The sequence below is a fragment of the Streptomyces sp. NPDC002566 genome (genome assembly GCF_042889585.1).
Classification (GTDB): domain Bacteria; phylum Actinomycetota; class Actinomycetes; order Streptomycetales; family Streptomycetaceae; genus Streptomyces.
The window spans coordinates 360,188-382,087 of the sequence record NZ_JBIARD010000006.1 but is presented as its reverse complement, the minus strand read 5'-3'; the positions used below and the strand labels follow the sequence as shown (position 1 = coordinate 382,087).

The following is a 21,900-nucleotide window of genomic DNA, read 5'->3' as shown; positions in this document are numbered from 1 at the left end:
TCGCCAACCGCAGCCAGCCCCGCCCACAACCACCGCACACCTCCGACGAGTCGGCCCGCGCCCGCCCCGACGGGCCCGGCAGGTGTGCCCAGTTCAGGTTCAGCAGGTCAGCGCACGACCGCGCCCACGGTTCAGAGAGCGCAACGCCCCGCCGTCAGGCCCACCCCCGCACCGCCGGGGGAGTCCACTTCCGCGAGCGGTCGCACAGCGGACCCCGCGACCCGCGACACCTCCAACCCGACGGTCGGGCCTGCCGAGGGCCCGGCGGCCCCCCGTCCGTCCGCGCCGGCAGTTCGGACCACCACGAGCCCCGCCGTCCAGCGCGCTCCGGCACCGACGACCGGATCTGCGCCCACTCCCGCCAGCGAACACACGCCGGCCCCTTCGAGCAGGCCCGCAACGCACTCGTCAGGGCCCCGCCCGCCCGCACCAGCGGATCGGACCACGCCGAGCCCCGCCGTCCAGCGCGTCCCGGGACCGACGACCGCTTCTGCGCCCGCTCCCGCTCCCGCTCCCGCTCCCGCTCCCGCAAGTGAACACACGTCGGTCCCGCCTGGGCACCGCCCGTCCGCACAGAGCCCTGCCATCCAGCGGGCCCCGGGTCCCGCGAGCGAACGCACAGCGAACCCGGTGGCCCACGCCCCGTCTGCCGCATCGGCACCGACGAACCAGGCCGCGCCCCGTACCTTCGGCGAGCGCACCTCGACTCCCCCGGCGGCCCGCACGCCCATGCCGTCGACCGACCCGGGCGCTACGGCGAACACGCCCCCGGCCTCTGCTCCCTCGGCCCGCGCAGCGAACGGCCGGCGCGTCGGCCCCGCTCCCGGCTCCGCCGTGGCACCGGCTCCCCGAGCCACCAACTCACCTGCTGTTCAGACGACTTCGGACGTCCAGCGGAGCGTCACCCGTCGACCCGGCCTGGGCGCCCCCGCGCGCGGCAGCGCGGCCGTTCCCGTCAGCGGCCAGGCCCCGGCCGCCCCCGCGTCGCCCTCGCACCCGTCCGCTCCCGTGAGCCCGCAGCCGTCGCTCCCCGTGCAGCCGGCCCCTGCCGTCCCCTCGGCCCGGACCGCGGCGGCCCCGCAGACCGAGCGCCCCACTCCCGCAAGCGGACGAGCCCGACCGGCCCTCGGCGCCCCGCTCCCCGCCCGCCCGGCGGACGCAACGCCGGTCGCAGCACCCGCCGTACACCACACCGCGCCCGCCCTACAGCGCACCGCCCCCGCCATACAGCGCACCGCCCCCGCCGTACAGCGCACGACGCCCCCGCAGCCGACGCCGACGCCCCCGCAGCCCACGTCGACGTCCCCCGCACGCGCCGTACAGCGCACCAGCACCCCCCAACTCCCCTCTCCCGCGCCCGCTTTCACCCCGCAGCCCCCCACCGTCCGCCCGACACCGCCCACCCCCGTCCAGCGCCGCCCCGCCCCCGTCGCCGTACCCCTGCGCCGGACCGCCCCCCACACCGCCGCCCTCCCCGTCGTCCAGCCCCGCACCACCACCCAAGCGCCCCAGCAACCCGCACCGCCGACGCAACCGGCGCAACCGATGCAACCGATGCAACCGGCTGAGCCCCCCACCCCCGTCCCGCCGGCCCTCGCGGCCGTCCAACGCGTCCCGGCCCCCCACAACCCCACCCCCGCGGCCATCACCCCACCGCTCCCCACCCCCAACCACACCGCGGCACCGGCCCAAGCCCCTGCCCCTGCCCCTGCCCCTGCCCCGCGAGCCAAAAGCTCCACAAAGCCGGCCCCCACCACCTCCGCCCCCACGACGACACCCCCCGACCCCACCCCCGCCCCCTTCGACCCCCGCGCCCTCACCGACTTCCAGCTCGACGAACTCACCCACCGGCTGACCGGCCGCATCACCCGTCTCCTGCGCACCGAACTCCGCCTGGACCGCGAGCGCATCGGCCGTCTCCGCGACCCCCGCACCTGAGGCCCGCCGCACCCGAAGCCCACCGCACCCCAGAAAGGCCCACCCCCGATGTCCCGCGATCTCGACCCGGGCTCCACCATCTTCTTCACCCTGACCATCGACGGCGAGAGCCTCGGATACTTCAACGGGTGCGAGGGCCTGTCCTCCCAGGTGGAGATCGAGCACCGGCAGGAAGGCGGGAACAACGGCTTCGTCTGGCAGCTCCCCTCCCGGGTCACGTTCTCCACGATCCGGCTGACCCGCCCCCTCACCCCGGACACCACCAAGGTCGCCAAGTGGATCTCGTCGGTCACCACCGGGGTGACCCGCCCCACCGCCCAGATCGCCGCGCTGCGCGCCGACGGCTCGGAGGTGGCCCGCTGGGGGCTGATCGACGTGCTGCCCGTCAGATGGCAGGGGCCGTCCCTGGACCCCGACAGCCCGGGCGTCGCCACGGAGGTCCTGGAGATCACCCACCACGGGTTCACGGACTAGGCGGAGGGACGCACCACATGGCCAAGGGAAGCAAGGGCGGCGCCGGCAAGAGCCTGGTGCGCGCCACGCTCGCGATCCACGAACCCCCCGTGGGGTCCAGCACCACACCCGGCGGCATGATCAAGTCGTTCGCGTTCGACTTCAACCCGGCGCAGCTGCAGCTCGGCCGCCGCGCCCAGTGGAAGGTGACGCCGACGGCCGCCGTCCGCGACGGCTCCGTACCGGAGTTCATGGGCCCCGAGCCGCGCGAGATGACGCTGGAGATCTTCCTGGACTCCTCCGACCAGCCGGGCGGCAACACCGTGCTGAAGAAGGTCGAGTCGCTGCTCGAATGCTGCGAGGTCACCGCGAAGAGCATCGCCGCCAAGCAGCCCTCGCCGCCCTGGGTGGTCTTCCAGTGGGGTTCCTTCTCCACGGCCCGCTTCACCGCCTACGTCAGCAGCGTCGACGTCGGCTACTCCCTCTTCGGCACCACCGGCGTGCCCATCCGCGCCACCTGCCAGGTGCGGCTGCACGAGATCCCCAGCAAGACCAAGGGCCAGAACCCGACCTCGGGCGCCCTCACCGCGCGCCGCGTGCACCGCGTCGTCGCCGGTGACTCGCTCCAGTCGCTGGCCTGGCGGGAGTACGGCGACACGGCGGCCTGGCGGGCCATCGCGGAGGCCAACGACATCGACGACCCCGCCCGGCTGCCCAACGGCGTCGAACTGGTGCTGCCCGCGGCGGAGGAGGTGCGTCACTGATGGTGCAGTCCGCCTACTCCAGCGTCGTCCAGGTCACCCTGGGCGGCCGCCCCCTGCCCGCCGACTTCGCGCCGCTCCTCGTCGAGGGCTGGGTCGACCAGGGCCTCGGTGTGCCGGCCGCCTTCCGGCTGACGTTCCGCGACCCCCACCGGCAGGTCCTGCGCAAGCTCGGCGTGCGGTTCGGGACGCCGGTCGTCATCGCCCCCGTCGCCGACGGCCAGGGCGCCTCCGACCCGCTGCTGACCGGCGAGGTGTCCGGGCTGGAGGCCGACTACGACGGCACCGGCTCCTTCACCGTCGTCCGCGGCTACGACCACGGCCACCGGCTGATGCGCCAGCGCCGGATCGCCGCCTACCGCAACCAGAGCGCCTCCGACATCGCCCGCAGACTCGCGGCGCTGGACGGCGTCCCGGTCGGGCGGATCCAGTCGACGAAGACGGTGTACGAGTTCATCAGCCAGGCCAACGTCACCGACTGGGACTTCCTCTCCCGTCTCGCCGACGAGAACGAGATGGTCATGTCCGTCGACGCCAAGGGCAAGTTCCAGTTCGTCCGGCCCGACCCCGCCTCCGGGGCGCCGCCCGTGTCCACCCCCGGTGAGAAGAGCCCCTTCGTGATGGAGGCGGGCACCGACATCCTCCGGCTGCGCGCCGCCGTCACCGCCGCCGAACAGGTCGGCACCGTCGAGGCGCGCGGCTGGGACGTGACGACGAAGAAGACGCTCACCGCGACCGTGCATGCCACCTCCAACCCGGGCATCAGCATCGGCACGACGCCCGCCGAGGCCGCCGTGAAGTTCAAGCCGGCCAAACTGGTCGACGCGCAGACGCCGTACGACCGGCAGTCGGAGGTGAAGTTCGCGGCGGAGGCCCTCGCCGACGAGGTCACCGGCTCGTTCGCCGAACTGGAGGTCATCGCGCGCGGCACCCCCAAGCTGCGACCCGGGCTGCCCGTCACACTCGCCGACGTCGGGTACCCGTTCGAGGGCAAGTACACGGCGACCTCCGTGCGGCACGTCTTCGGCGACGGCAAGCACTACGAGGCCTGGGTCACCGTCAGCGGCCGGCAGTGGCGCTCGCTGTACGGGCTGTCCTCGGGCGGCGGCGGCGCGGCCAACGGCCTCCAACTGCCCGGCATCGCCAACGCCTTGGTCACCGATGTCCAGGACCCGCTGAAGCAGGGCCGGGTCAAGCTCCGCTTCCCCTGGCTGGACGACGCCTACGTCAGCGACTGGACGCGGGTCGCGCAGTGGGGCGGCAAGGGCGGCGGCTCGATCTTCCCGCTGGACGTCGACGACGAGGTGCTCGTCGCCTTCGACCGGGGCGCGCTGGACCACCCGTACGTCATCGGCGGCCTCTACAACGGCCGCGACAAGCCGACGCCCGTCCGCGACGTGCCGCTGCACGACGGGGCCCGCAACCGCGCCGCCCGGCACACCCTCTCCGACCGGGACGGCAACCGGGTCGACCTGCTCAGCCAGCGCACCGGCGGCAAGCAGGGCGTACGGCTGACCAGCGGCGACGACAAACTCGTCATCAACCTGGACCGGACGAGAACCGAGATCACCGTGGACAGCAAGGGCGCCGTCAGCATCACCGGCGGCAAGTCGGTGACGATCGAGGCGGGCACGGACCTCACCCTCAGCGCGCGCCGCAACCTGACCGTCAAGAGCGGCGGCACCCTCACCATGCAGGGCCGCGGCCTGGTCAACCTCAAGTCGCTCGGCGGCGCGGTCGCGGTGGACGCGATGGGCGCCCTCAACCTCAAGGCCGTGGGCGCCACCCTGATCAGCTCGGGCGGCACCCTCCAGGTCAACTCCGTCGCGAACGTGGGCATCCGGGCCGTCACCCTCATGCTCCAGGGCGCCGTGCTGGTCAACAGCAAGCCGTACCCGCTGCCGTGACGAAGCAGCGCCCGAGGAGAAGGAAAAGGCAGGTGGCCCACTGATGGCCGAGCAATTCGTCGGATCCGGCTGGGCGTTCCCGCTCCGCATCGGCCCCACCGGAGGCATCGCCCTCGTCAGCGGGGAGCGGGAGATCGAGGAGGCGATCCGGCTGGTCCTCGCGACCGCGCCGGGCGAACGGCCCATGCGCCCGGAGTTCGGCTGCGCCATCCACGACCTGGTGTTCGCCCCCGTCAACGAGGCGACCGCCGGCCGCATCCAGCACGAGGTGTACGCCAGCCTGGACCGCTGGGAGCCCCGCATCGAGGTCCACGACGTCGAGGTCACCGCCGGCGCCGAGCAGGGCGTGCTGTTCATCGACGTCCGCTACTCGATCCGCGGCACGAACAACCCGCGCAGCCTCGTCTTCCCCTTCTACGTCATCCCGTCCCACGACGAGCCGGACTCCCCGAGCTCCTCCGGTACGGCTTCCGAAAGCGACCGCTGATGGCCCTGCCCTCCCCCAACCTGGACGACCGCCGCTTCCAGCAGTTCGTCGACGACGCCAAGCGCTACATCCAGCAGCGCGCGCCGGAGTGGACCGACCACAACGTCTCCGACCCGGGCGTGACCCTCGTCGAGACGGTCGCCCACATGGCCGACCAGATCGTGTACCGGCTCAACCGGGTCCCGGAGAAGAACCACCTCGCCTTCCTCGACCTGGTCGGCATCCACCTGTTCCCGCCCTCGGCGGCCCGCACCGACGTCACCTTCTGGCTGTCCGCGCCCCAGGAGGAGACGGTGCTGCTGCCGGTCGGCACGGAGACGGCGACCGTGCGCACCGAGAGCGAGGAGGCCGTCGTCTTCGCCACCGAACGCGAACTGGCCGTCGTGCCGTCCTCGTTGCGGCACCTCGTCGTGCAGCGGCAGGGCGAGCCGGTGTCGGACCGGACCGCCGACCTCGCCGAGGGGAAGGACGTGATGTGCTTCGCCGAGGCCCCCCGGCCCGGCGACTGCATGCTGTTCGGGCTGACCGCGGCCGTCCCGCACTGCGCCGTCGCCCTCGAACTCGACAGCCGCGTGGACGGCGTCGGCGTCGACCCGCGCCAGCCCCCGCTGGTCTGGGAGGCGTGGACCGAGGACGGCTGGCAGGCCTGCGAGGTCGACCGCGACGGCACCGGCGGCCTCAACCGCCCCGGCGAGGTCGTCCTGCACGTCCCCGGCGGGCACGTCCTGTCCCGCTCCGGCGGCCAGGAGGCCGGCTGGCTGCGCTGCCGCGTCACCGAACCGCTGGCCGGCCAGCCCTTCTACACCACCTCTCCCACCGTGCGCTCCGCCGAGGCCTTCACCGTCGGCGGGACAGCGCCCGCCGTCCACGCCGAGACCGTGTACGACGAGGCCCTCGGCGAGTCCACCGGCCTGCCCGGGCAGCGGCTGCGCCTCGAACACGCGCCCGTCGTCGGCGACGACCCGCCGCTGCTGCTCCAGACCGCCGAACACGACGGCTGGACCGACTGGTCGGTCGTCCCGCACTTCGCCGCCTCCCGCCCCGACGACCGGCACATCACCCTGGACGCCGCGACCGGCGAGATCGCCTTCGGCCCCTCCGTCCGCGAGGCCGACGGAACCCTGCGCCAGTACGGCGCCGTCGCCCCCAAGGGCGCCGTGATCCGCGCCCGCCGCTACCGCACCGGCGGCGGCCGCGCCGGCAACGTGGCCCGCGGCGCGGTCCAGGTGCTGCGCACCTCGGTGCCGTACGTCTCCGAGGTCGTCAACCGCGAGGCCGCGCGCGGCGGGGTCGACGGGGAGACGGTGACGGAGGCGAAGGTCCGCGCGCCCATCACCCTGCGCGCCCAGGAACGGGCCGTCACCCTGCGCGACTACGAGGAGCTGGCCCGCCGCGCCGCCCCCGAGACCGCCCGCATCACCTGCCTCGAAGGCAAGCCCGACGAGCACGGTGCCTACGCGGTACGGGTGTTGGTGGTGCCGCAGGCCGTCCCCGATCCCGGCGGGCGGCTGCGCTTCGAGCAACTCGTGCCCAGTGACGCGCTGTTGGACCGGATCACCCGCCACCTGGACGAACGCCGCCTGATCGGGACCCGGTTGGCGGTCGGTCCGCCGTTCTACCAGGGTGTCACCGTGGTCGCCACCGTGCACGCCTTCCGCGGCGTGGACACCGACCGGGTCCGCCGGCAGGCCCACGACGCCCTCTACCGCCATCTCGACCCGCTGACCGGCGGCGCGGACGGCCGGGGCTGGCCCTTCGGCCGGCCCGTGCAGTCCGGCGAGGTCTTCGCCGTCCTCCAGCGCGTCCCCGGCGTCGAACTCGTCGACCAGGTCACCCTGCACCCGGCCGACCCCCTCACCGGCAAACGCGGCGAGGCCACCGACCGCATCGACCTGTCCGCGCCCTCCCTGGTCTTCTCCTACGACCACCGCGTCCGCGTGATCGGGGACGGCGCGTGAGGGGCTCCGTCGACGGCCTCGGCTCGTCCGCGCCGATCGGCGCCATGCTGCCCGCCGTGTTCGCCGACGACGACCTCGCACAGCGGTTCGTCGGCGGGCTCGACGAGGTGATGGCGCCGATCCTCAACGTCCTGGACTGTCTGCCCGCCTACTTCGACCCGGCGCTCGCCCCGGCCGACTTCACCCGCTGGCTGGCCGGCTGGGTCGGCGCGGAGACCGACGGCAGCGAACCGGAACCCAGGCTGCGGGCCGCCGTCGCCGCCGCCGCGTATCTGCACCGGGTGCGCGGCACCCGGCGCGGTCTCTCGGAGGCGGTGCGGCTCGCGTTCGGCGTCGAACCGGAGATCTCCGAGAGCGGGGCCGCCGCGTGGAGCGCCCGCCCGCTCGGCCCGGTCCCCGGCGAGCCCCGCCCCCACCTGCACGTCTCGCTCCGCCTGCCCGACCCGGGCCCGGCCGACGAACACCGGCTGGACGCCCTCGTGGCCGCCGCCCGCCCCGCCCACATGCCGTACACGGTCGAGGTGACCGCCGCGACCGCCGCCGAAAGGACCCCGGAGAGATGACCACCCACAACTGCGCCGAGTGCGGCACCCGGGCGGAGCCGGGCCAGTCCTTCTGCGACGCCTGCGGAGCCGTACTGAGCTGGACGGACCGCTCCCCGGCCGGCAGGACCCCGGCCGCGACACCGGCGGGCGCGAGCGCGGGCGCCGAGGGGGACACCCCGAGCGCGGCGGCGGCCGCGGTGCCGACGTCCGCCGGGACGCCCGCCGCGACGGCGGCGAGCACGGCGTCCGGTACGGCGGCGGGAGCACCCGCAGGCGTTGCCGCTCCGGCCGTCGCGGAAGCCGGCGCCCCGACCGCGCCCGCCCCGGCGGAGCCCTCGGACGCGGCGGACGCCCACGACTCCTCGGACGACGAGGACACGGCGGAGACCCCGCTCCCCGCCCTCCCGCCGGAGCAGCCCACCTCGGAGGAGACGCCCTCCGCACCTCCCACGGCACAGCCGGCCCCGGCGACCCCGCAGCCCACGGCGGCACCGGCAGCCGCACCCGCACCGGCCGCAGCCCCCACGCCCGCCCCCGCGATACCCTCCCCCGCGCCCGCACCCGACGACACCATGACCGCCCGCGCCCGCTCGCTCCTCGTCCCCGTCGCCGAACCGGAGCCCCAGCCCGTGCCGCAGCCCGCCGTCGCGCCGGTGCTGCCGGGACGGCCGGTCGTGGACCGGCCCCAGGTGCGGGCCCCGGGACCGCAGCAGGGCGAGGTGAACGGCGTGCCCTGCCCCTGGTGCGCCACCCCCAACAACCCCGACCGGCACTACTGCGTGCGCTGTGCGATGCCGATGACCCTGGTGGACGACGCGCCGGCGCGACGCCCGTGGTGGCGCCGGCTGCCCGGCTTCCGCAACGGCCGGACACCCTGGGCGGGCGACCGCCCCCGGCTGCGGCGCACCTTCGACCGGGTCGTGACCTGGGTGGTCGCCGCCGCCGTGCTCAGCCTGCTGGTGTGGGTCGGGTTCAGCACACCGGGCTGGATCGACGCGACCCGCGACCACTTCGCCAAGCGCGCCCCCGTCGCTCCGGACCAGATCACCGCCTCCCGCTCCTACCCGGGTCACAAGCCCGAGCTGGCCTTCGACCGGCTCAACAACAGCTGGTGGGGCCCCGGCGTCTCCCAGTCGGGCCAGGGCGAGTGGATCGAGGCCCGCTTCGCCGAACCGACCCGTCTGCTTGACCTGATCATCACCCCGGGCGTCTCGACGCGCGGCGACCAGCTCCAGGAGTCGGCGCTGCCCCACCGGGTGAAGGCGACGATCACGAAGAAGGACGGCACGACGACGACCCGGGACCTCGTGCTGGACCAGGGCGCGGGCGGCCAGCGGCGCGCGTTCCGCGTCGGCGAGGTCACCAAGGTGCGCCTGACGATCGAGTCGGCGTACGCGGCGTCCGCGAGCAAGCAGGTGGCCATCGCGGAGGTCGAGTTCTTCGGCCCGTCGACGGCGAACGCCGGCTGATCCACAGGAAGTTCGCAGGGCCGAGGGCGGTCTCCCGGGCCGGGGGGCCGCCCTCGCCGGTGGCGACACCGGAGCCGCCGGGACCGCGTGGCCGCCGGACCGTGCAACGACACGAGGCCCGCCCCGTGTGACACGGGACGGGCCTCGCAGTGAGAGCGCCGGGCAGGCCTTGCACCTGCATCTCCCCACAGGAAGTGGGGCGTCTTTCCTTGGACCACCAACGCAGAACCGGTTCTTCGCTGTCGTTCCGACCGGCTCAAGATCAATAGTACACGATCTCCGCCGCTTGTCGAACCACCGTCATTCGAGCTTCTCCAGCTTCAGGTCCGGCCCGACGACGAGCGTGACCACGCCCGCCGCCGCGTCCGCGGACACCGTCGACGGCGTCCCGGGCAAGCGCGAGGCGAGGACAGCGGCCTGCTTCTCCATGCCCGCCGGGAAGGTGAGCGCCGACTTCGCGACGGTCCTGCCCGCGTTGCCGGTGCCGACGACGCTGTAGCCGGCCGCGCGCAGCTTCTCCGCGACCTGCCCGGCCCGGCCGGACACCCCGGTGCCGTTGAGCACCTGGACCCGCACCTGCGAGGCGTAGATCAGGTTCTTGACGGAGGCCTGCAACCGCGCCTTGGGCATCTCCTTGTCGTTGGCCAGCGCGGTGAACACGTCGGTGGCCTGCGGGTACTGCCAGACGACGTTGGCGATGTCCCTCGGGAAGTCCGCCTCACGCGGGTAGTTGGGCACGGTGAGGAAGGAGAGCCGCTCGGTGGGGATGCCCTTGAGTTCGTTGGCCAGGGCGTAGATCGGCTTGATGCCGTCCATCTCCGGGTCCGTGGTGAGCGACTTGGTGCCGGCCTGGAGGAAGCCGTACAGCGAATCGGGGCTGGTGAGCTTGTCCTTCGCCTTCTTCACCAACGCGTTCATGAACTCCTGCTGGCGTCCGATGCGCCCGATGTCGGAGCCGTCGCCGACGCCGTAGCGGACCCGGACGTAGCCGAGGGCGGTCTCGCCGTCGACGGTCTGGCAGCCGGCCTTCAGCTTCAGTCTCGCCTTGTCGGAGACGATGTTCTGCTTCGGGCAGACCTCGATGCCGTCGAGCGCGTCGACCATGCCCTTGAAGCCGGAGAAGTCGATGGACATGAAGTTGTCGATGCGCAGGCCGGTGTGCGCCTCGACGGTCTTGATGCTGCACGCGGCGGCCCCGCCCACCTCGCCGCTGCTGCCGCCGATCGCGAACGCCTCGTTGATCTTGGCCTTGTGCGGCTTGGACATGCTGCCGTTCCCCCGGTCGCAGGACGGTATCTGCACCCAGGAGTCACGGGGGAAGGACAGCACCGTGGCCCACTCCCGGTTCGCGGGGATGTGCAGCACCATCAGGGTGTCCGACTGCATGGTGGTCAGATCGGGCCCGCCGTACTTGGAGTTGGCGCCCTCACGGGTGTCGGAGCCGACGACCAGGATGTTCTTCGAGCCCGGGCTGAGGTTGGCCGGGCGCTCACCGCCCAGCTTGTCGTCGATGTCGGCGGAGTGGATGTTGCCGTTGAGGTCCTGGTAGATCCAGGCGCCGGCGCCGCCGACCCCGAGGAGCACCACCGTGAGCACGCCGCCGGTCCACGCCAGCACGCGTCCCCGCCGGGTCAGCCTGGTCTGCCCCCGGCCGTCGGCCCGGCCGGCCGTACGCCGACGCCCTCGTGTCCCGCTCATCGGCGCTGCCCTCCGCTCGGCCGTTGTGTCACCCCGTACACCGTGCTCGGATCCTCGGCGCTGGTCACCGCCGTTCGACGGAACTCCACCCGCAGGCAGGAATACGTCCCGAAAGCACAGACGTCTCACCAGACTCGCCAGAGTGCGGCAGGGTTGCCCCAAGTGACCTTTTACGTAAGTCAAATGACTGACCGTGACCCGCACCGGACCGGTGGTGAGAACCGGCCGGTGCGGGTCAGGCCGTCACCGGCGCGTGGTCAGGGCGCGTTGACGAGGTCGTACGGCGGGACCGACACCGTGCGGGCGCCCGGCTTGCCGCCGAGGACGACCTTGCGCAGGGAGGTGTTGTTGCTGAGGTCGGTCTCCTTCAGGCGCTTGGCCGGGTTGGCGAGGACCTCCACGTAGTACGTGCCGTTGGGCAGTCCGGTGATGTCGAAGGACTGGCCCGGCCGGTACTGCGTGTAGGTGTCGCCGGAGCCGACGTCGAGGACCTCGCGCACGGAGATCGAGTTCTGCTCGCCGCACGCGGTGGACAGGTCGGTGTTGTACGGGTGCCAGTTGGCGTTCTTCACCGTGTAGTCGACGGCGTCGGTGTTGGCCAGGCAGAACGCCTCCTTGCCGCTGCGCACCTGCTTGGTCTTGTCGGCGCTGAGCAGGCGGTAGCTGGCGAAGTCGGTGAAGTGCCAGTGCTCGTGGCCGACCCGCGGGTCCCACTCCATGGTGCCGGTGGGGGTGTAGCCGACCTGCTTGCCGCTCGCGTCGTAGAAGTACTGGTAGGCGTCCATCAGGTCCTTGCCGGGGCTGCGGAAGCCGTCCACGACGAGGGGGGCGGGGCCCGCGTTCCAGACGTTGGCGCTGAAGGCGAGGTAGTCCTTGCCGGGTACGTCGCCGTCCTCGCCGTCGGTGATCTCGAAGCCCCAGGCCGGCAGGGAGCGCAGGTCGGGCTTGGGCACGTTCGCGGGGACGGTCGCGCGGCCGGTGGGCCGCTGGGCGTTGGCCTTCAGCGCGGGCGCGATGCGGGAGCCGTCGGTGTGGCCCTTGCCGTCGCCCAGGTGGTGGGCGAGGCCCCGGGCCTCCAGCGCGTGCGGGAGGGCGGGCGCGGTGGGCTCGTCCGCGCCGCGCGGACCGTAGTGGTGACCGCCGCCGGGGGCCTCTTCGGCGCCCTGCGCACCGTGCCCCGCGTGGGCGCCGTGCGCCCCGTGGGCCGCCTTCGCGCCGTGCGAGCCGTGGGCGAGGTTGGACCGCAGCCCCACGCCGCCCTCGCCGTCGTCCGGGGACTCGCGGACCGTGAGCTTCACGGTCTGCGGCGCGTCGGCCATGCCGAAGTAGTCGCGGTACTTCTTCGCCACCGACACCTTGGCCGTGTACTCGCCCACCGCCAGGTCGGTCGGCTTGTCGCGGTCACCGGCGCTGGTGTTGGCCGCCCAGCCCTTCTCCACGCCCCACACGGAGCCCAGGGTGAAGGGGTTCGCGGGGCAGCTCTGCGGATAGTGCGAGGTGGCCGGCGCGTCGGGCCGGATCCGCCCGGAGGCGTTGTTGGGGCAGAAGTCCCCCTTGGCGGTGAGTACCTGGGCGCCTGCGGCGTTCTTGATGGACACCTCCAGGAAGCCGGGCAGCCCCTGGAAGTCGCGGACGAGCCCGGCGGGCAGCGTCTTCGTCTTCACCTTCTTCCCGTCGCGCAGGATCTGCTGGGCGACGACGGGGTCCTTGTAGGACTTGCGGGTCACCTTGAACTCGAGCGGCGCGTTGTCGACGGACACATAGGTGCCCAGGTCCAGGTTGACGCCGGACTGGCCGTCCCACTCCCACCGTTCGAGGGTGACGGACTTCGACGCGGCGATCAGCTTGAGCTGCGGCGTGCCGGGCGTGGCCTTCGGCGCCGCACCGGCGCCGGGCGCGGCCCCGGCGACGGCGACGACGGCGAGCACGGCCCCGGCGGCGAACGCCGTTCTCTGCAGCTCTCTGCGGTGTTTCTGACTGGTCATCGGGTTCCTCGTCTGCGAGTGCCATGGTCGATGGCATCGGACTGGCCAGCCCTCGGACCCGACCTGTACGACGGACGCTCCCCAAGCACCCCGGCCGACTCCGCGAGCAACCTGTGAGAGAGGAAAACCGGTTCCACCGGTTGCCTGCCACCGCGAGATTCACCCGCCGGACGCCGCCCTCTCCCGCGTCGGAGTCGACGACCGGAACCCGAAGCCCACTTCCGGCGAAAGCCCGTGATAGTGACGGAAGTTGTAGATCAGCGGGCTCCACGCCGAGGAATCCACGTGCTGGGTCCCCGGCACCACGAGATCGTCGCGGGCGTGCACCCGCACCACCTCGCACTCCACGATCCGGAATTCCCCACCGCCGCCCGGCGTCAACTTCGTCACCCGCGCCTCCAGTTGGAGGGGACACTCGGCGACCCGGGGCGGCCGCACGACCTCGGCGGGCTGCGGGGTGAGCCCGGCGGCGGCGAACTTGTCCGGCTCGTGCCGGTAGACCCCCCGCTTCTCCTCGGGCACCGGCTCCGCCCCGGTGAGCGGAGCCAACGCCTCGACCTGCCGCCACAGTTCGGGCCCCGGCAGATTGATCACCACCTCCGGCCTGGCGGCCAGATTCTCGACGGTACGGCTCCCCCGCCCGACCCCGAGCACCACACTCCACCCCAACGCCCACACCGACGAGACGGGCGCGAGATTGGGCGACCCGTCCTCGTTCACGGTCGCCAGCAGCGCGACGGGAGTACCGAAGTACAGAATCGCCGGGGCGATGGCCACATGCCGCCCACCCACCACGCCCGGCCCAACCGAAGAAGTCATGCCGAAACGCTAATCACCCGACACTTCGGCCCCGCCCGAACTGTGACCGCGCCACCGGGACGAAGCGGCCCCCCTCGTCCCTCAGCCGGACGCGGCCTCTTCCACGCACGCAACCTTGGGCGGGGCGGGGCGTTCCAAGTGGACCATGACCGTCCCGTGGAAGCGCCGCACGGCGTCGTCGACGCTGCGGATGAAGCCGGACTCCGCGCTGCCCCGGCCGCTGCCCATGCCCTTGACGAGGGTGAGCCGGAAACCGGTGATCCGCGCGCCGTTCTTCGGCAGCATGTCCGCCGGCTCCGGCCGAAGCCGCTCCAGCGTGCCGCGCGGCCCGGCGCCCGTCTCCCCTTCGACGAGGGTCTCGACGTGCAGGTCCGCAGGGGCCTCCGCGAGCCGCCGGACGAGCCGCTTGGCCCAGGTCAGCGGGTATCCCTGACCGGGTGCCGGTATCTCCACGGACGTGCGCAGCCTTGCGGTCCGCAGGTCGGCGCCGACCGTGAGGACACCGGGCGCCCCGTCGATGCGCAGCTCCGCCTGAAGCTTTCCCTCGGCGCACAGTTCGTCGGCCATACGTGCCCGTCGTTGCGCCGGATCGGCTCCGCGCCGGGCCCGTTGCACCGGCAGCACCTTCTGACCGAGGTCGCCGCCCAGCCCCAGGGAGACCTGACGGATGAACCGCTCCCAGCTCTCCACGACTTCCAGGGCGCGCGGGTCGCCCTGGCAGAGGGTCTCGTCGTCGATGCCCTTGCGTACGGGGACCCAGGCCGCGCCCATGTTCTGGAAGCCGTGGCACCCCGAGTTGTCGTGCTGGAGGTAGAGCAGGAGTTCCTGGAGCAGCCAGGCGTGGGCGCTGTTGCCGACGCCCTCGTGCCGGATCAGCATCTGCGCCTGATGGGCCACCTCGGCCCAGGACAGGTGCCGCAGCGCCACCTTGTGCTTGCGACGTCCGTCGATCTTCACGTCCACCAGGGGGCTGCCTTCGAGCGCCACGTCGTTGGAGAGCGTGATCACTGCCTCGTAGCCGCGCCGTGCGGCGATGTCCATGTACGCCTGCACCTGCTCGGACTTGAGCACGTTGCCGTTGGTCTTGGTCTCCACGAGCGCGGTCCACAGTTTGCCGGCGCGGTCGACGCGGATCACGCCGTCCGGGCGGCGAGGGGTGTCGCCGTGCGGCAACGACACCTCGGTGAACGTCTCCATGCGGCCCGCCGGGGCGCCGAAGCCGGCGGTCAGCCTGCGGCCGAACTCCGGCACCTGCGCCATCACGGCCAACAGCACCGAGGTGGCCCGGGTCTCGCGCTCACGGTCGCTCTTCAGCGCGGAGACCGGGAAGAGCCGGGCCTGCGTCCAGGAGTCGTTGTCGGCCAGGGACTTCTTCGCCGCCCTCGGCAGGGTGACCTTCTTCTTCGCCGTCCGGGGGCGGGACGCGGCCCTCGTGCGCTGCGCGTCGTCGCCGGGTCCGCGCGGGGCGGGAACGGCCGGAAGGGCGACAGCTTGCGGCACGGCTTCGGGGGCGACGACCGAAGTGGAGGCCGCTTCGGCCCCCGGGCGGCCGTCCGCCTCGACGGCCGGCGCTTTCTCGACGGCGACCGCATCGTCAAGGGCCTCGTCGACGATGTCGTCCTCGGCCGTGTTCCCGTCGGCGGCGTCGTCCTCGATGTCGACGCCGAAGTCTTTCGCCAGACCGGCCAGGCCTGTGTCGTATCCCTGCCCGACCGCCCGGAACTTCCACTCGTCGCCGCGCCGGTACAGCTCCCCGAAGATGAAAGCGCTCACCGACCCGGCGTCGTCGATCGCGAACCGCAGCAGGTCCTCCCCGGAGCCGTCGGCCAGCGTGACCCGCAGATCCTCCAACTCCCCGAAACGCGCGCCCCCGTACCGGCTGGCGGCCACGACGATGCGCTCCACCTCGGCCGGGATCGCGGTGAGGTCGAACCCGATCCGGTCCTCGCTGCCCTCCCCCGCCGGCGCCTTGCCCAGAAGCTGCACGCTTCCGTCCGGGGCGACCGGATGGTTGTAGAAGTAGAAATCGGCGTCGCTGCGGACCTTTCCGTCGCCGTCGAGGAGGAGGACGGAGACGTCCGCGTCCCCCTCACCCGTCGGACTGGCCCACCCCAGGCTCACGATCACCGCGTCGACGTTCTCACTCAGCGCCGCCAGTCCGACGTTGGCGCCTTTGACCATTTCGTGCACAAGCCCCCCTCACGACCCCCAGCGATGTGACGCGCGACACACGCCACGTAAGGCAGAGACTGTAATACGAGGAAGAGCCGACTTCAGAGTGGTCTGCGGGAAAAGCCGTGCGGGCGGCGGGTGTGGAGGACGAGCCGGCGTTCACCTGGCGGACGCGCTGACCCCAGTCGCCGCCGGCGCCGCCCACCGCCGGCACGGTGAAGCCTGGCCAGTTGTCTGCGCATGGGGTGAACTCCTCCTGTGGGGAACGAGATTCACGGGCACGTACGTCTTGAGGCAGTCGCCGGATCGGCGTGGGTCGCCGTCGGGGGTGTGGCGGGCTGGGCGTTGCGAGCGGCTGTGTTCGCCGATGTCGACGCCGTGGCGGAGATACGGGCCGTCGTGCTTCGCGCCGACCTCGAGCGGCTCGGGCGCTATGACGGGCAGCGCGTGCGGCAGCGGCTGCGCGACGGGTTCGACCCCGCGCACACCTACGTCATCGAGGTCGCGGGAGTGCTCGCCGGCAGCGTCGCCCTGCGTCCCGCGGCCGACGGGCACTGGCTGGAGCACTTCTATCTGGCGCCGGCCGCCCAGGGGCGCGGCATCGGCTCCGCCGTCCTCGCCCGGATCCTCACCGCCGCCGACCTCGCCGGCGTCCGCGTCCGTCTGAACGTCCTCCAGGGCAGTCCGGCCCGGCGGCTGTACGAGCGGCACGGGTTCGTGTTCGAGAGCGAGGACGCGGTGGACGTGTTCCTGGTGCGGGAGCCGATGAGCGTACGCGTGTGCGGGCGAACAGACGTCCGATGTGATGAACGCCCAGGTGAACACACGTCCGCGTGAACAGACGCTCGAACTGGCGTCCGACGCGGCGCCTGCGATCCGGGCAATCCCGGTGATTCACCCGTACGGGTGCACTTTCCTCGGCATCATGAGCCCGGTGCCCCACCCCCTTCGCGCGCTCCTCGCCGTCGTCGCCGTCCTCGTCCTCGTCTTCGGGGCTGCCTGCGCCCCCCTCGGGGACGACCTCGACGCCCGTCCGCCCGGCGACGCGCCCGCCTTCGGGGCCTACGTCGGGTACGACTCGGAGGGCGTGCGGCGGATCGCCGGGCTCGACGGCTGGGTGGGCGCGGCCACGCCCCGGGTCGGGCGGGCGTACCTGCCCGGGGACCGGTGGAGCAACATCGAGGGGGCTCCCGGGTATCTGACGCACTGGGCGCAGTGGCGCAAGGCCCGCGCCGACCGGATGTTCGTGCTCAACGTGCCGATGCTCGAACGCACCGAGGGCGGCGTCGACGACGCCACCGTGCGGGCGGAGCTGGGCCGGGGCGCCCGGGGCGAGTACGACGCCCACTTCCGCGCGCTCGCCCGGCGGCTGGTCGCGCTCGGGGTGCCCGACACCGTGCTGGTCGTCGGCTGGGAGATGAACGGCATCACCTACGCCCACCGCTGCGGCCCCGACCCGGCGGCCTGGAAGCGGTACTGGGCGCGGATCGTGACCGCGATGCGCTCGGTGCCGGGGCAGCGGTTCCGGTTCGACTTCACGCCCAACCGGGGGCTCGACGCCGTCCCGTGGACCGAGTGCTACCCCGGCGACGGGTATGTCGACGTCATCGGCATGGACGCCTACGACCAGCCCCGGGGCATGCCCTTCGAGGACCAGATCAGCGAGCCGTACGGCCTGGCCGCGCACGTGCGGTTCGCCGCGGAGCACCGCAAGCCGATCTCGTACCCCGAGTGGGGTCTGTGGCGCAACGGCGACAACCCCGCCTACATGCACGGCATGCTCGACTGGTTCGCCCGCCACCGACCCCTGTACCAGACCATCAGCGACTACTGCCCCCACGGGGTCTGGCGCTGCCGCGCCAACCCGCGTTCGTCGCAGGTGTACCGGGAGGTGACGGGGGAGCTCGGGGACTGAGGGTGCCTCGCGCTGTCCGCGAGCGGGCGCTCCGGGGGCCGTTCGGGGGAGCGGGCGGTGCGTCGCCGGGGGAACGGGGAGGGCGCGGTCAGATGATCTCAAGATGCGACGAGAACTCCCCGCGTACCCGCCGCTGACGCGCCTCGGCACCGTGAGCGGGGGCGCCGTTCTGGCGGCCGTACTCCTGGTCGTGCCGGCCGTGGCGCCCGCCGGCGCCGGGGGCGACGACACGTTCCGCAAGGCGACCGCCCGTTCCGTGCAGGCCCATGAGGAGGCCCGCCGGCACGCCGACCGGCTGCGCGCCGCCGACGCCGCCCCCGCACGGATCAAGGCCGCCGAACGCCGCCGCAAGACGCTCCGCGCCGAGCTGTGGGGCCGGTTGTGGACGGCGGCGAAGGCGTCCGGCGACCCGGTCGCCGTCGACCCCGGCGGACACGCCGGCGGCTGCTCCGCCCGTGACCGCGACCGCAGCCGCCCGCCCCGGCGCCCCCTCGCCTGGACCGCGCCGACCCGCGACTACTGGCTCTCCGCCGGCTACGCCGACCGCGGCGCGCACTGGGCCCACCGGCACACCGGGCAGGATTTCGCCGTGCCCACCGGCAGCCCCGTGCTCGCCGTCGGACCCGGCACCGTACGCGTCACGACCTGTGGCGACGGCTTCGGCCGGCAGGTCATCGTCCGTCACCCCGACGGCTACTTCACGCAGTACGCCCATCTGTCCCGCATCGACGTCCGCCCCGGCCGGCGCGTCGTGGCGGGCCAGCGCCTGGGCCTGTCCGGGGCGACCGGCAACGTCACCGGCCCCCATCTCCACTTCGAGGTCCGCGTCACGCCGTACATGGGCTCGTCGGTGTCGCCCCTGCCCTGGCTGCGGCGCAAGGCCGTGAAGGTGACGGACTGAGCAACCCTGCGGCCCCCGCGCTGACCGCCCTCAGGCCCCCGCGTAATCCGCGTGCGGCCGTGCGCCGTCTCCCGGCACACTGGTGCGCGGGGGTGGGGAGGGCCGAGGTGTGAGCAGACGGCGCTACGTCGCCCGGGGCGTCCCCGGCGGCTACCGCATCTGGGACAACCGGGGACGCCGCCACTGGGGCGACTTCTACGAGCTGTGCCCCGACGAGTTGCTGGCCGAGCTGAACGGGCCGGCGGACCCGGACCGACTCGTGGATCTCATGCGCCGGTCCAAGAAGGCCAAGCGCTGAGCGGTCCACGCGCCGCCCCGGGGCCGGTCGGTCACATCGGCGGCGTACCGGTCCGCGCGTGCTGGGCGTGCGTCGGGCGGTACACGGCGAGCGCCCAGATCACGAAGACGTCGATCGCGATCAGGATGATCGACCAGACCGGCGCGTACGGCAGGAACAGGAACTGCAGGACCAGGCTCAGCGACGCCAGCACGATGCCGGTGAAGCGGGCCCACTCCGCGCCCTTGAGGATGCCCCAGCCGGCGGCGGCGGCGATCACGCCGAGGATCAGCAGGAGCCAGCCCCAGCCGGTGAGGCTGATCTCGTACACGTAGTCGCCGACGCGCGCGTACACATCGTCCTCGGCGATCGCGGCGATGCCCTGGAAGACGGCGAGGATGCCGTTGACGATCATCAGCACCCCGGCGAACACGGCCCCGCCGACGGCCCAGCCGCTCTCCGCGGCGGGGTGGGAGGAGCCGCCGGGGGAACCGGACGGGCGGCCGGTGCCCTGGTGGGAGGGGTCCCAGACCGGGGAGCCCTGGGGCGTTTGGGAGCGCGACGCGTCGGTCATGGCCGTACCCGCCTCTTCTCTGTCTCGGGGGGACTGTCTCGGGGGACTGTCTCGGGGGGCTTACCTCAACGACCATCCGTCGCGGCCGGCGCCGCCACCACGGGGGCTGCTCCGAACGGGTGAGGCGGCGGGAGACGGCATGTCGCATCCCGCCGACGCACCGGGCCGGATCTTCACTGGACGCCAAGGACCCCACCCACGCCGGAGGCGACATGGCAGCCCACCGCATCCCCACGGCGACGCCGACCCGCGCCCGCCCAGCCCGCCCGCTCCTCCCCGTCCTGGTCGCGGTGTTCACCCTCGCCGCCTCCCTCGTCCTCGCCGGCTGCTCCGACGGGGAGAACCCCTCCACCGTGACCAGCAAGGCCGCCTCCGCCGCCGAGTCGCTGGAGAACCGGGCGACCGCCGCCGCGTCCTCCCTCGCGGCGCAGGCGACCGGGGCCATCGCCTCGGCCACCGCGGAGATCGGCCACAAGCTGGACGGCATCAAGGGCGGCAAGGACGCCAAGAAGGACGTGAAGCTCGGGCCGGCGAGCACGGACCCCGACGGCCGCGCGAAGGCCGAGGTCACCGCCACCAACCCGGACGACGCGAAGAGGTCCTTCGCCGTCCAGGTCAACTTCACCAACACCGACGGCACCACGCTCGACACCGTCCTCGTCACGATCCCCGACGTCCCCGCCGGAGGCACCGGCACCGCCACCGCACGCAGCAGCCACGGCCTGTCCGGCGAGGCGAAGGCCCAGTTGGGCCGGGCCGTCCGCTACTGAGCGCGCCCCACCGCCGAGGCGCCCCGGCAGACGACGGCACTCGCGGCGATGCTCTTCGCGGTCGCGATGACGTTCATCGGCCCCACCGCCGTCGTCCCCGCGGCCCCCGACAGCGTGGACGAGCCACACCTGCCGGCCTCGTGCATGCGGTGGGCGGGCAACGCCCGTCTGCTCGCGCTCGGCGGCCGGCTCACCGATCTTCTCCGGGGCGCGCCGCGTGGTCGTGGGCTGCGCGGTCGCCCTCGGCCCCGGCTTCCCGTCCGCCGTGCGACACCTCGGCGGGCGCGTCACGACCGACGACGGGCGCAGCGACCGTTCACCGATCTGACCTGCGCCGCCCGGCACCGCGTCCCCCGTGCTGCGAACCTCCGGGCAAATTTTCTGCGGGCTCGGATGAATCTTCGTGCCCTCGCGTGCGTACTCCTGTCTGTCGACCCCGTCTGCACGAGTCAGGCGGTATCCCCTACGGGGCAGGAGGAACGGTGCGTTTTTCGCGGAACGTGATGGGAACTGCCTTTGTGGGCGGCGCCCTGAGCTTGACCCTGGCCGCGCTGGCTTACCCGTCGATGCTGGGGCTGGACACGGTGTCCACCTCCGCCGACCGGGTCATCGCCAACACCCAGTGGGGTCCTCTGACCGAGAGCGACCGCAACTTCGTGGTGGCCGTGCGGGCGGCGGGCCTGTGGGAGTACCCGGTGGGCTTCATCGGCCTGCAGAAGGGTCAGAGCCCCGCGGTGAAGACCGCCAGCGAGCACCTGATCGACGGTCACGCGGCCCTGGACACCACCTGCCGCAAGATCGCGCCGATGCTGAACGTCACCATCCCCAATGTGGCCAGCCCTCAGCAGATGGGCTTCGTCAGCACCCTCCAGGCAGCCCAGGGCAAGCAGTTCGACATCGAGTTCGCGAACATCCTGCGGATGACGCACGGTTCCATCTTCAACACCGTGGCCAAGGTCCGCTCCACCACCAAGAACACGCTCGTGCGGGCGCTGGCCGACCAGGCCAACGACACCGTGCTGGACCACATCACGGTGATGGAGAAGACCGGCATGGTCGACTTCGACCAGACGCTCTTCAACCAGACCACGCCGCCGAAGCTGCCCAAGTCGGACATGACGCCGCCGCCGCCGGCCGCGGGCCAGCCGATGGTCGTCCTCACCCCGCCGGCCACCGCCACGGCCACGCCGGTGGACATCGACGCCGCGTCAATCGTCGGCGGCGGAGCGGCCCCGGCGCCCGCCCCCACCGCGCCCCAGCAGTAGCCATCC

19 protein-coding genes and 1 pseudogene are annotated in these 21,900 nt (G+C 72.9%); 15 read left to right on the top strand and 5 right to left on the bottom strand.

Features of this window, described 5'->3' with window-relative positions; translation table 11 throughout:
- The first annotated feature begins 1,554 nt into the window (after nt 1-1,554).
- From ACFYXA_RS25870 to ACFYXA_RS25835, 8 genes are read left to right on the top strand one after another with little or no spacing between them, the layout of a single operon-like run.
- Complete coding sequence (locus ACFYXA_RS25870) at nt 1,555-1,938, top strand: hypothetical protein (RefSeq protein ID WP_389036835.1); 384 nt, start codon at nt 1,555-1,557, stop codon at nt 1,936-1,938.
- A gap of 48 nt (nt 1,939-1,986) precedes the next feature.
- The gene (locus ACFYXA_RS25865; protein ID WP_130438937.1) at nt 1,987-2,412 is read left to right on the top strand and encodes a phage tail protein; all 426 of its coding nucleotides are present in this window, start codon (nt 1,987-1,989) and stop codon (nt 2,410-2,412) included.
- Nucleotides 2,413-2,429: 17 nt separating this feature from the next.
- Nucleotides 2,430-3,155, top strand: coding sequence for a tail protein X (locus ACFYXA_RS25860; protein ID WP_130438939.1), 726 nt, complete (start codon nt 2,430-2,432; stop codon nt 3,153-3,155).
- On the top strand, nt 3,155-5,059 hold the full coding sequence (locus ACFYXA_RS25855) for a VgrG-related protein (protein ID WP_389036831.1): 1,905 nt from the start codon (nt 3,155-3,157) through the stop codon (nt 5,057-5,059). Before ACFYXA_RS25860 ends, ACFYXA_RS25855 begins: the two co-directional genes overlap by 1 nt.
- 43 nt (nt 5,060-5,102) lie before the next feature.
- Nucleotides 5,103-5,546: a GPW/gp25 family protein gene (locus ACFYXA_RS25850; RefSeq protein ID WP_130438943.1), complete on the top strand. Its 444-nt coding sequence runs from the start codon at nt 5,103-5,105 to the stop codon at nt 5,544-5,546.
- Entirely contained in the window at nt 5,546-7,504 is a 1,959-nt protein-coding gene (locus ACFYXA_RS25845) for a putative baseplate assembly protein (RefSeq protein WP_389036828.1), read from the top strand. The genes ACFYXA_RS25850 and ACFYXA_RS25845 overlap by 1 nt, the downstream gene beginning before the upstream one ends.
- Nucleotides 7,501-8,067, top strand: a complete 567-nt coding sequence (locus ACFYXA_RS25840; RefSeq protein ID WP_352244646.1) for a phage tail protein — start codon at nt 7,501-7,503, stop codon at nt 8,065-8,067. Before ACFYXA_RS25845 ends, ACFYXA_RS25840 begins: the two co-directional genes overlap by 4 nt.
- Entirely contained in the window at nt 8,064-9,518 is a 1,455-nt protein-coding gene (locus ACFYXA_RS25835; RefSeq protein ID WP_389036825.1) for an NADase-type glycan-binding domain-containing protein, read from the top strand. Before ACFYXA_RS25840 ends, ACFYXA_RS25835 begins: the two co-directional genes overlap by 4 nt.
- 300 nt (nt 9,519-9,818) lie before the next feature.
- On the opposite strand, the gene ACFYXA_RS25830 is transcribed toward ACFYXA_RS25835, so the two are convergent.
- From ACFYXA_RS25830 to ACFYXA_RS25815, 4 genes are all read right to left on the bottom strand, one after another.
- Complete coding sequence (locus ACFYXA_RS25830) at nt 9,819-11,216, bottom strand: LCP family protein (RefSeq protein WP_389036822.1); 1,398 nt, start codon at nt 11,214-11,216, stop codon at nt 9,819-9,821.
- A 257-nt stretch (nt 11,217-11,473) separates the two neighbouring features.
- Nucleotides 11,474-13,201, bottom strand: a complete 1,728-nt coding sequence (locus ACFYXA_RS25825) for a lysyl oxidase family protein (protein WP_352244641.1) — start codon at nt 13,199-13,201, stop codon at nt 11,474-11,476.
- A 159-nt stretch (nt 13,202-13,360) separates the two neighbouring features.
- Nucleotides 13,361-14,020 (bottom strand): flavin reductase family protein, encoded by a 660-nt coding sequence (locus ACFYXA_RS25820; RefSeq protein WP_389036819.1) that lies wholly within the window; start codon nt 14,018-14,020, stop codon nt 13,361-13,363.
- A gap of 81 nt (nt 14,021-14,101) precedes the next feature.
- Nucleotides 14,102-16,201, bottom strand: coding sequence for a TerD family protein (locus ACFYXA_RS25815; RefSeq protein ID WP_389037176.1), 2,100 nt, complete (start codon nt 16,199-16,201; stop codon nt 14,102-14,104).
- 321 nt (nt 16,202-16,522) lie between these two features.
- Between ACFYXA_RS25815 and ACFYXA_RS25810 the strand changes: the two genes are divergently transcribed.
- The 4 genes from ACFYXA_RS25810 (at nt 16,523) to ACFYXA_RS25795 (ending at nt 19,306) form a co-directional block, all read left to right on the top strand.
- Nucleotides 16,523-17,029: a GNAT family N-acetyltransferase gene (locus tag ACFYXA_RS25810; protein ID WP_389037173.1), complete on the top strand. Its 507-nt coding sequence runs from the start codon at nt 16,523-16,525 to the stop codon at nt 17,027-17,029.
- 88 nt (nt 17,030-17,117) lie between these two features.
- A complete protein-coding gene (locus ACFYXA_RS25805) occupies nt 17,118-18,107 on the top strand; it encodes a glycoside hydrolase family 26 protein (RefSeq protein ID WP_389036816.1) in 990 nt (329 codons plus the stop codon).
- 103 nt (nt 18,108-18,210) lie between these two features.
- On the top strand, nt 18,211-19,008 hold the full coding sequence (locus ACFYXA_RS25800; RefSeq protein ID WP_352244637.1) for a M23 family metallopeptidase: 798 nt from the start codon (nt 18,211-18,213) through the stop codon (nt 19,006-19,008).
- A gap of 109 nt (nt 19,009-19,117) precedes the next feature.
- Entirely contained in the window at nt 19,118-19,306 is a 189-nt protein-coding gene (locus tag ACFYXA_RS25795; protein ID WP_352244636.1) for a hypothetical protein, read from the top strand.
- 31 nt (nt 19,307-19,337) lie between these two features.
- On the opposite strand, the gene ACFYXA_RS25790 is transcribed toward ACFYXA_RS25795, so the two are convergent.
- Complete coding sequence (locus ACFYXA_RS25790; protein WP_352244635.1) at nt 19,338-19,859, bottom strand: hypothetical protein; 522 nt, start codon at nt 19,857-19,859, stop codon at nt 19,338-19,340.
- Nucleotides 19,860-20,071: 212 nt separating this feature from the next.
- On the opposite strand from ACFYXA_RS25790, the gene ACFYXA_RS25785 reads away from it, so the two are divergent.
- From ACFYXA_RS25785 to ACFYXA_RS25775, 3 genes and pseudogenes are all read left to right on the top strand, one after another.
- Nucleotides 20,072-20,629, top strand: coding sequence for a hypothetical protein (locus ACFYXA_RS25785; protein ID WP_352244634.1), 558 nt, complete (start codon nt 20,072-20,074; stop codon nt 20,627-20,629).
- 48 nt (nt 20,630-20,677) lie between these two features.
- Nucleotides 20,678-20,830: pseudogene (locus tag ACFYXA_RS25780) on the top strand (MFS transporter); the annotation flags it as partial.
- Nucleotides 20,831-21,132: 302 nt separating this feature from the next.
- Complete coding sequence (locus ACFYXA_RS25775) at nt 21,133-21,894, top strand: DUF4142 domain-containing protein (protein WP_352244633.1); 762 nt, start codon at nt 21,133-21,135, stop codon at nt 21,892-21,894.
- The last annotated feature ends 6 nt before the right edge of the window (nt 21,895-21,900 follow it).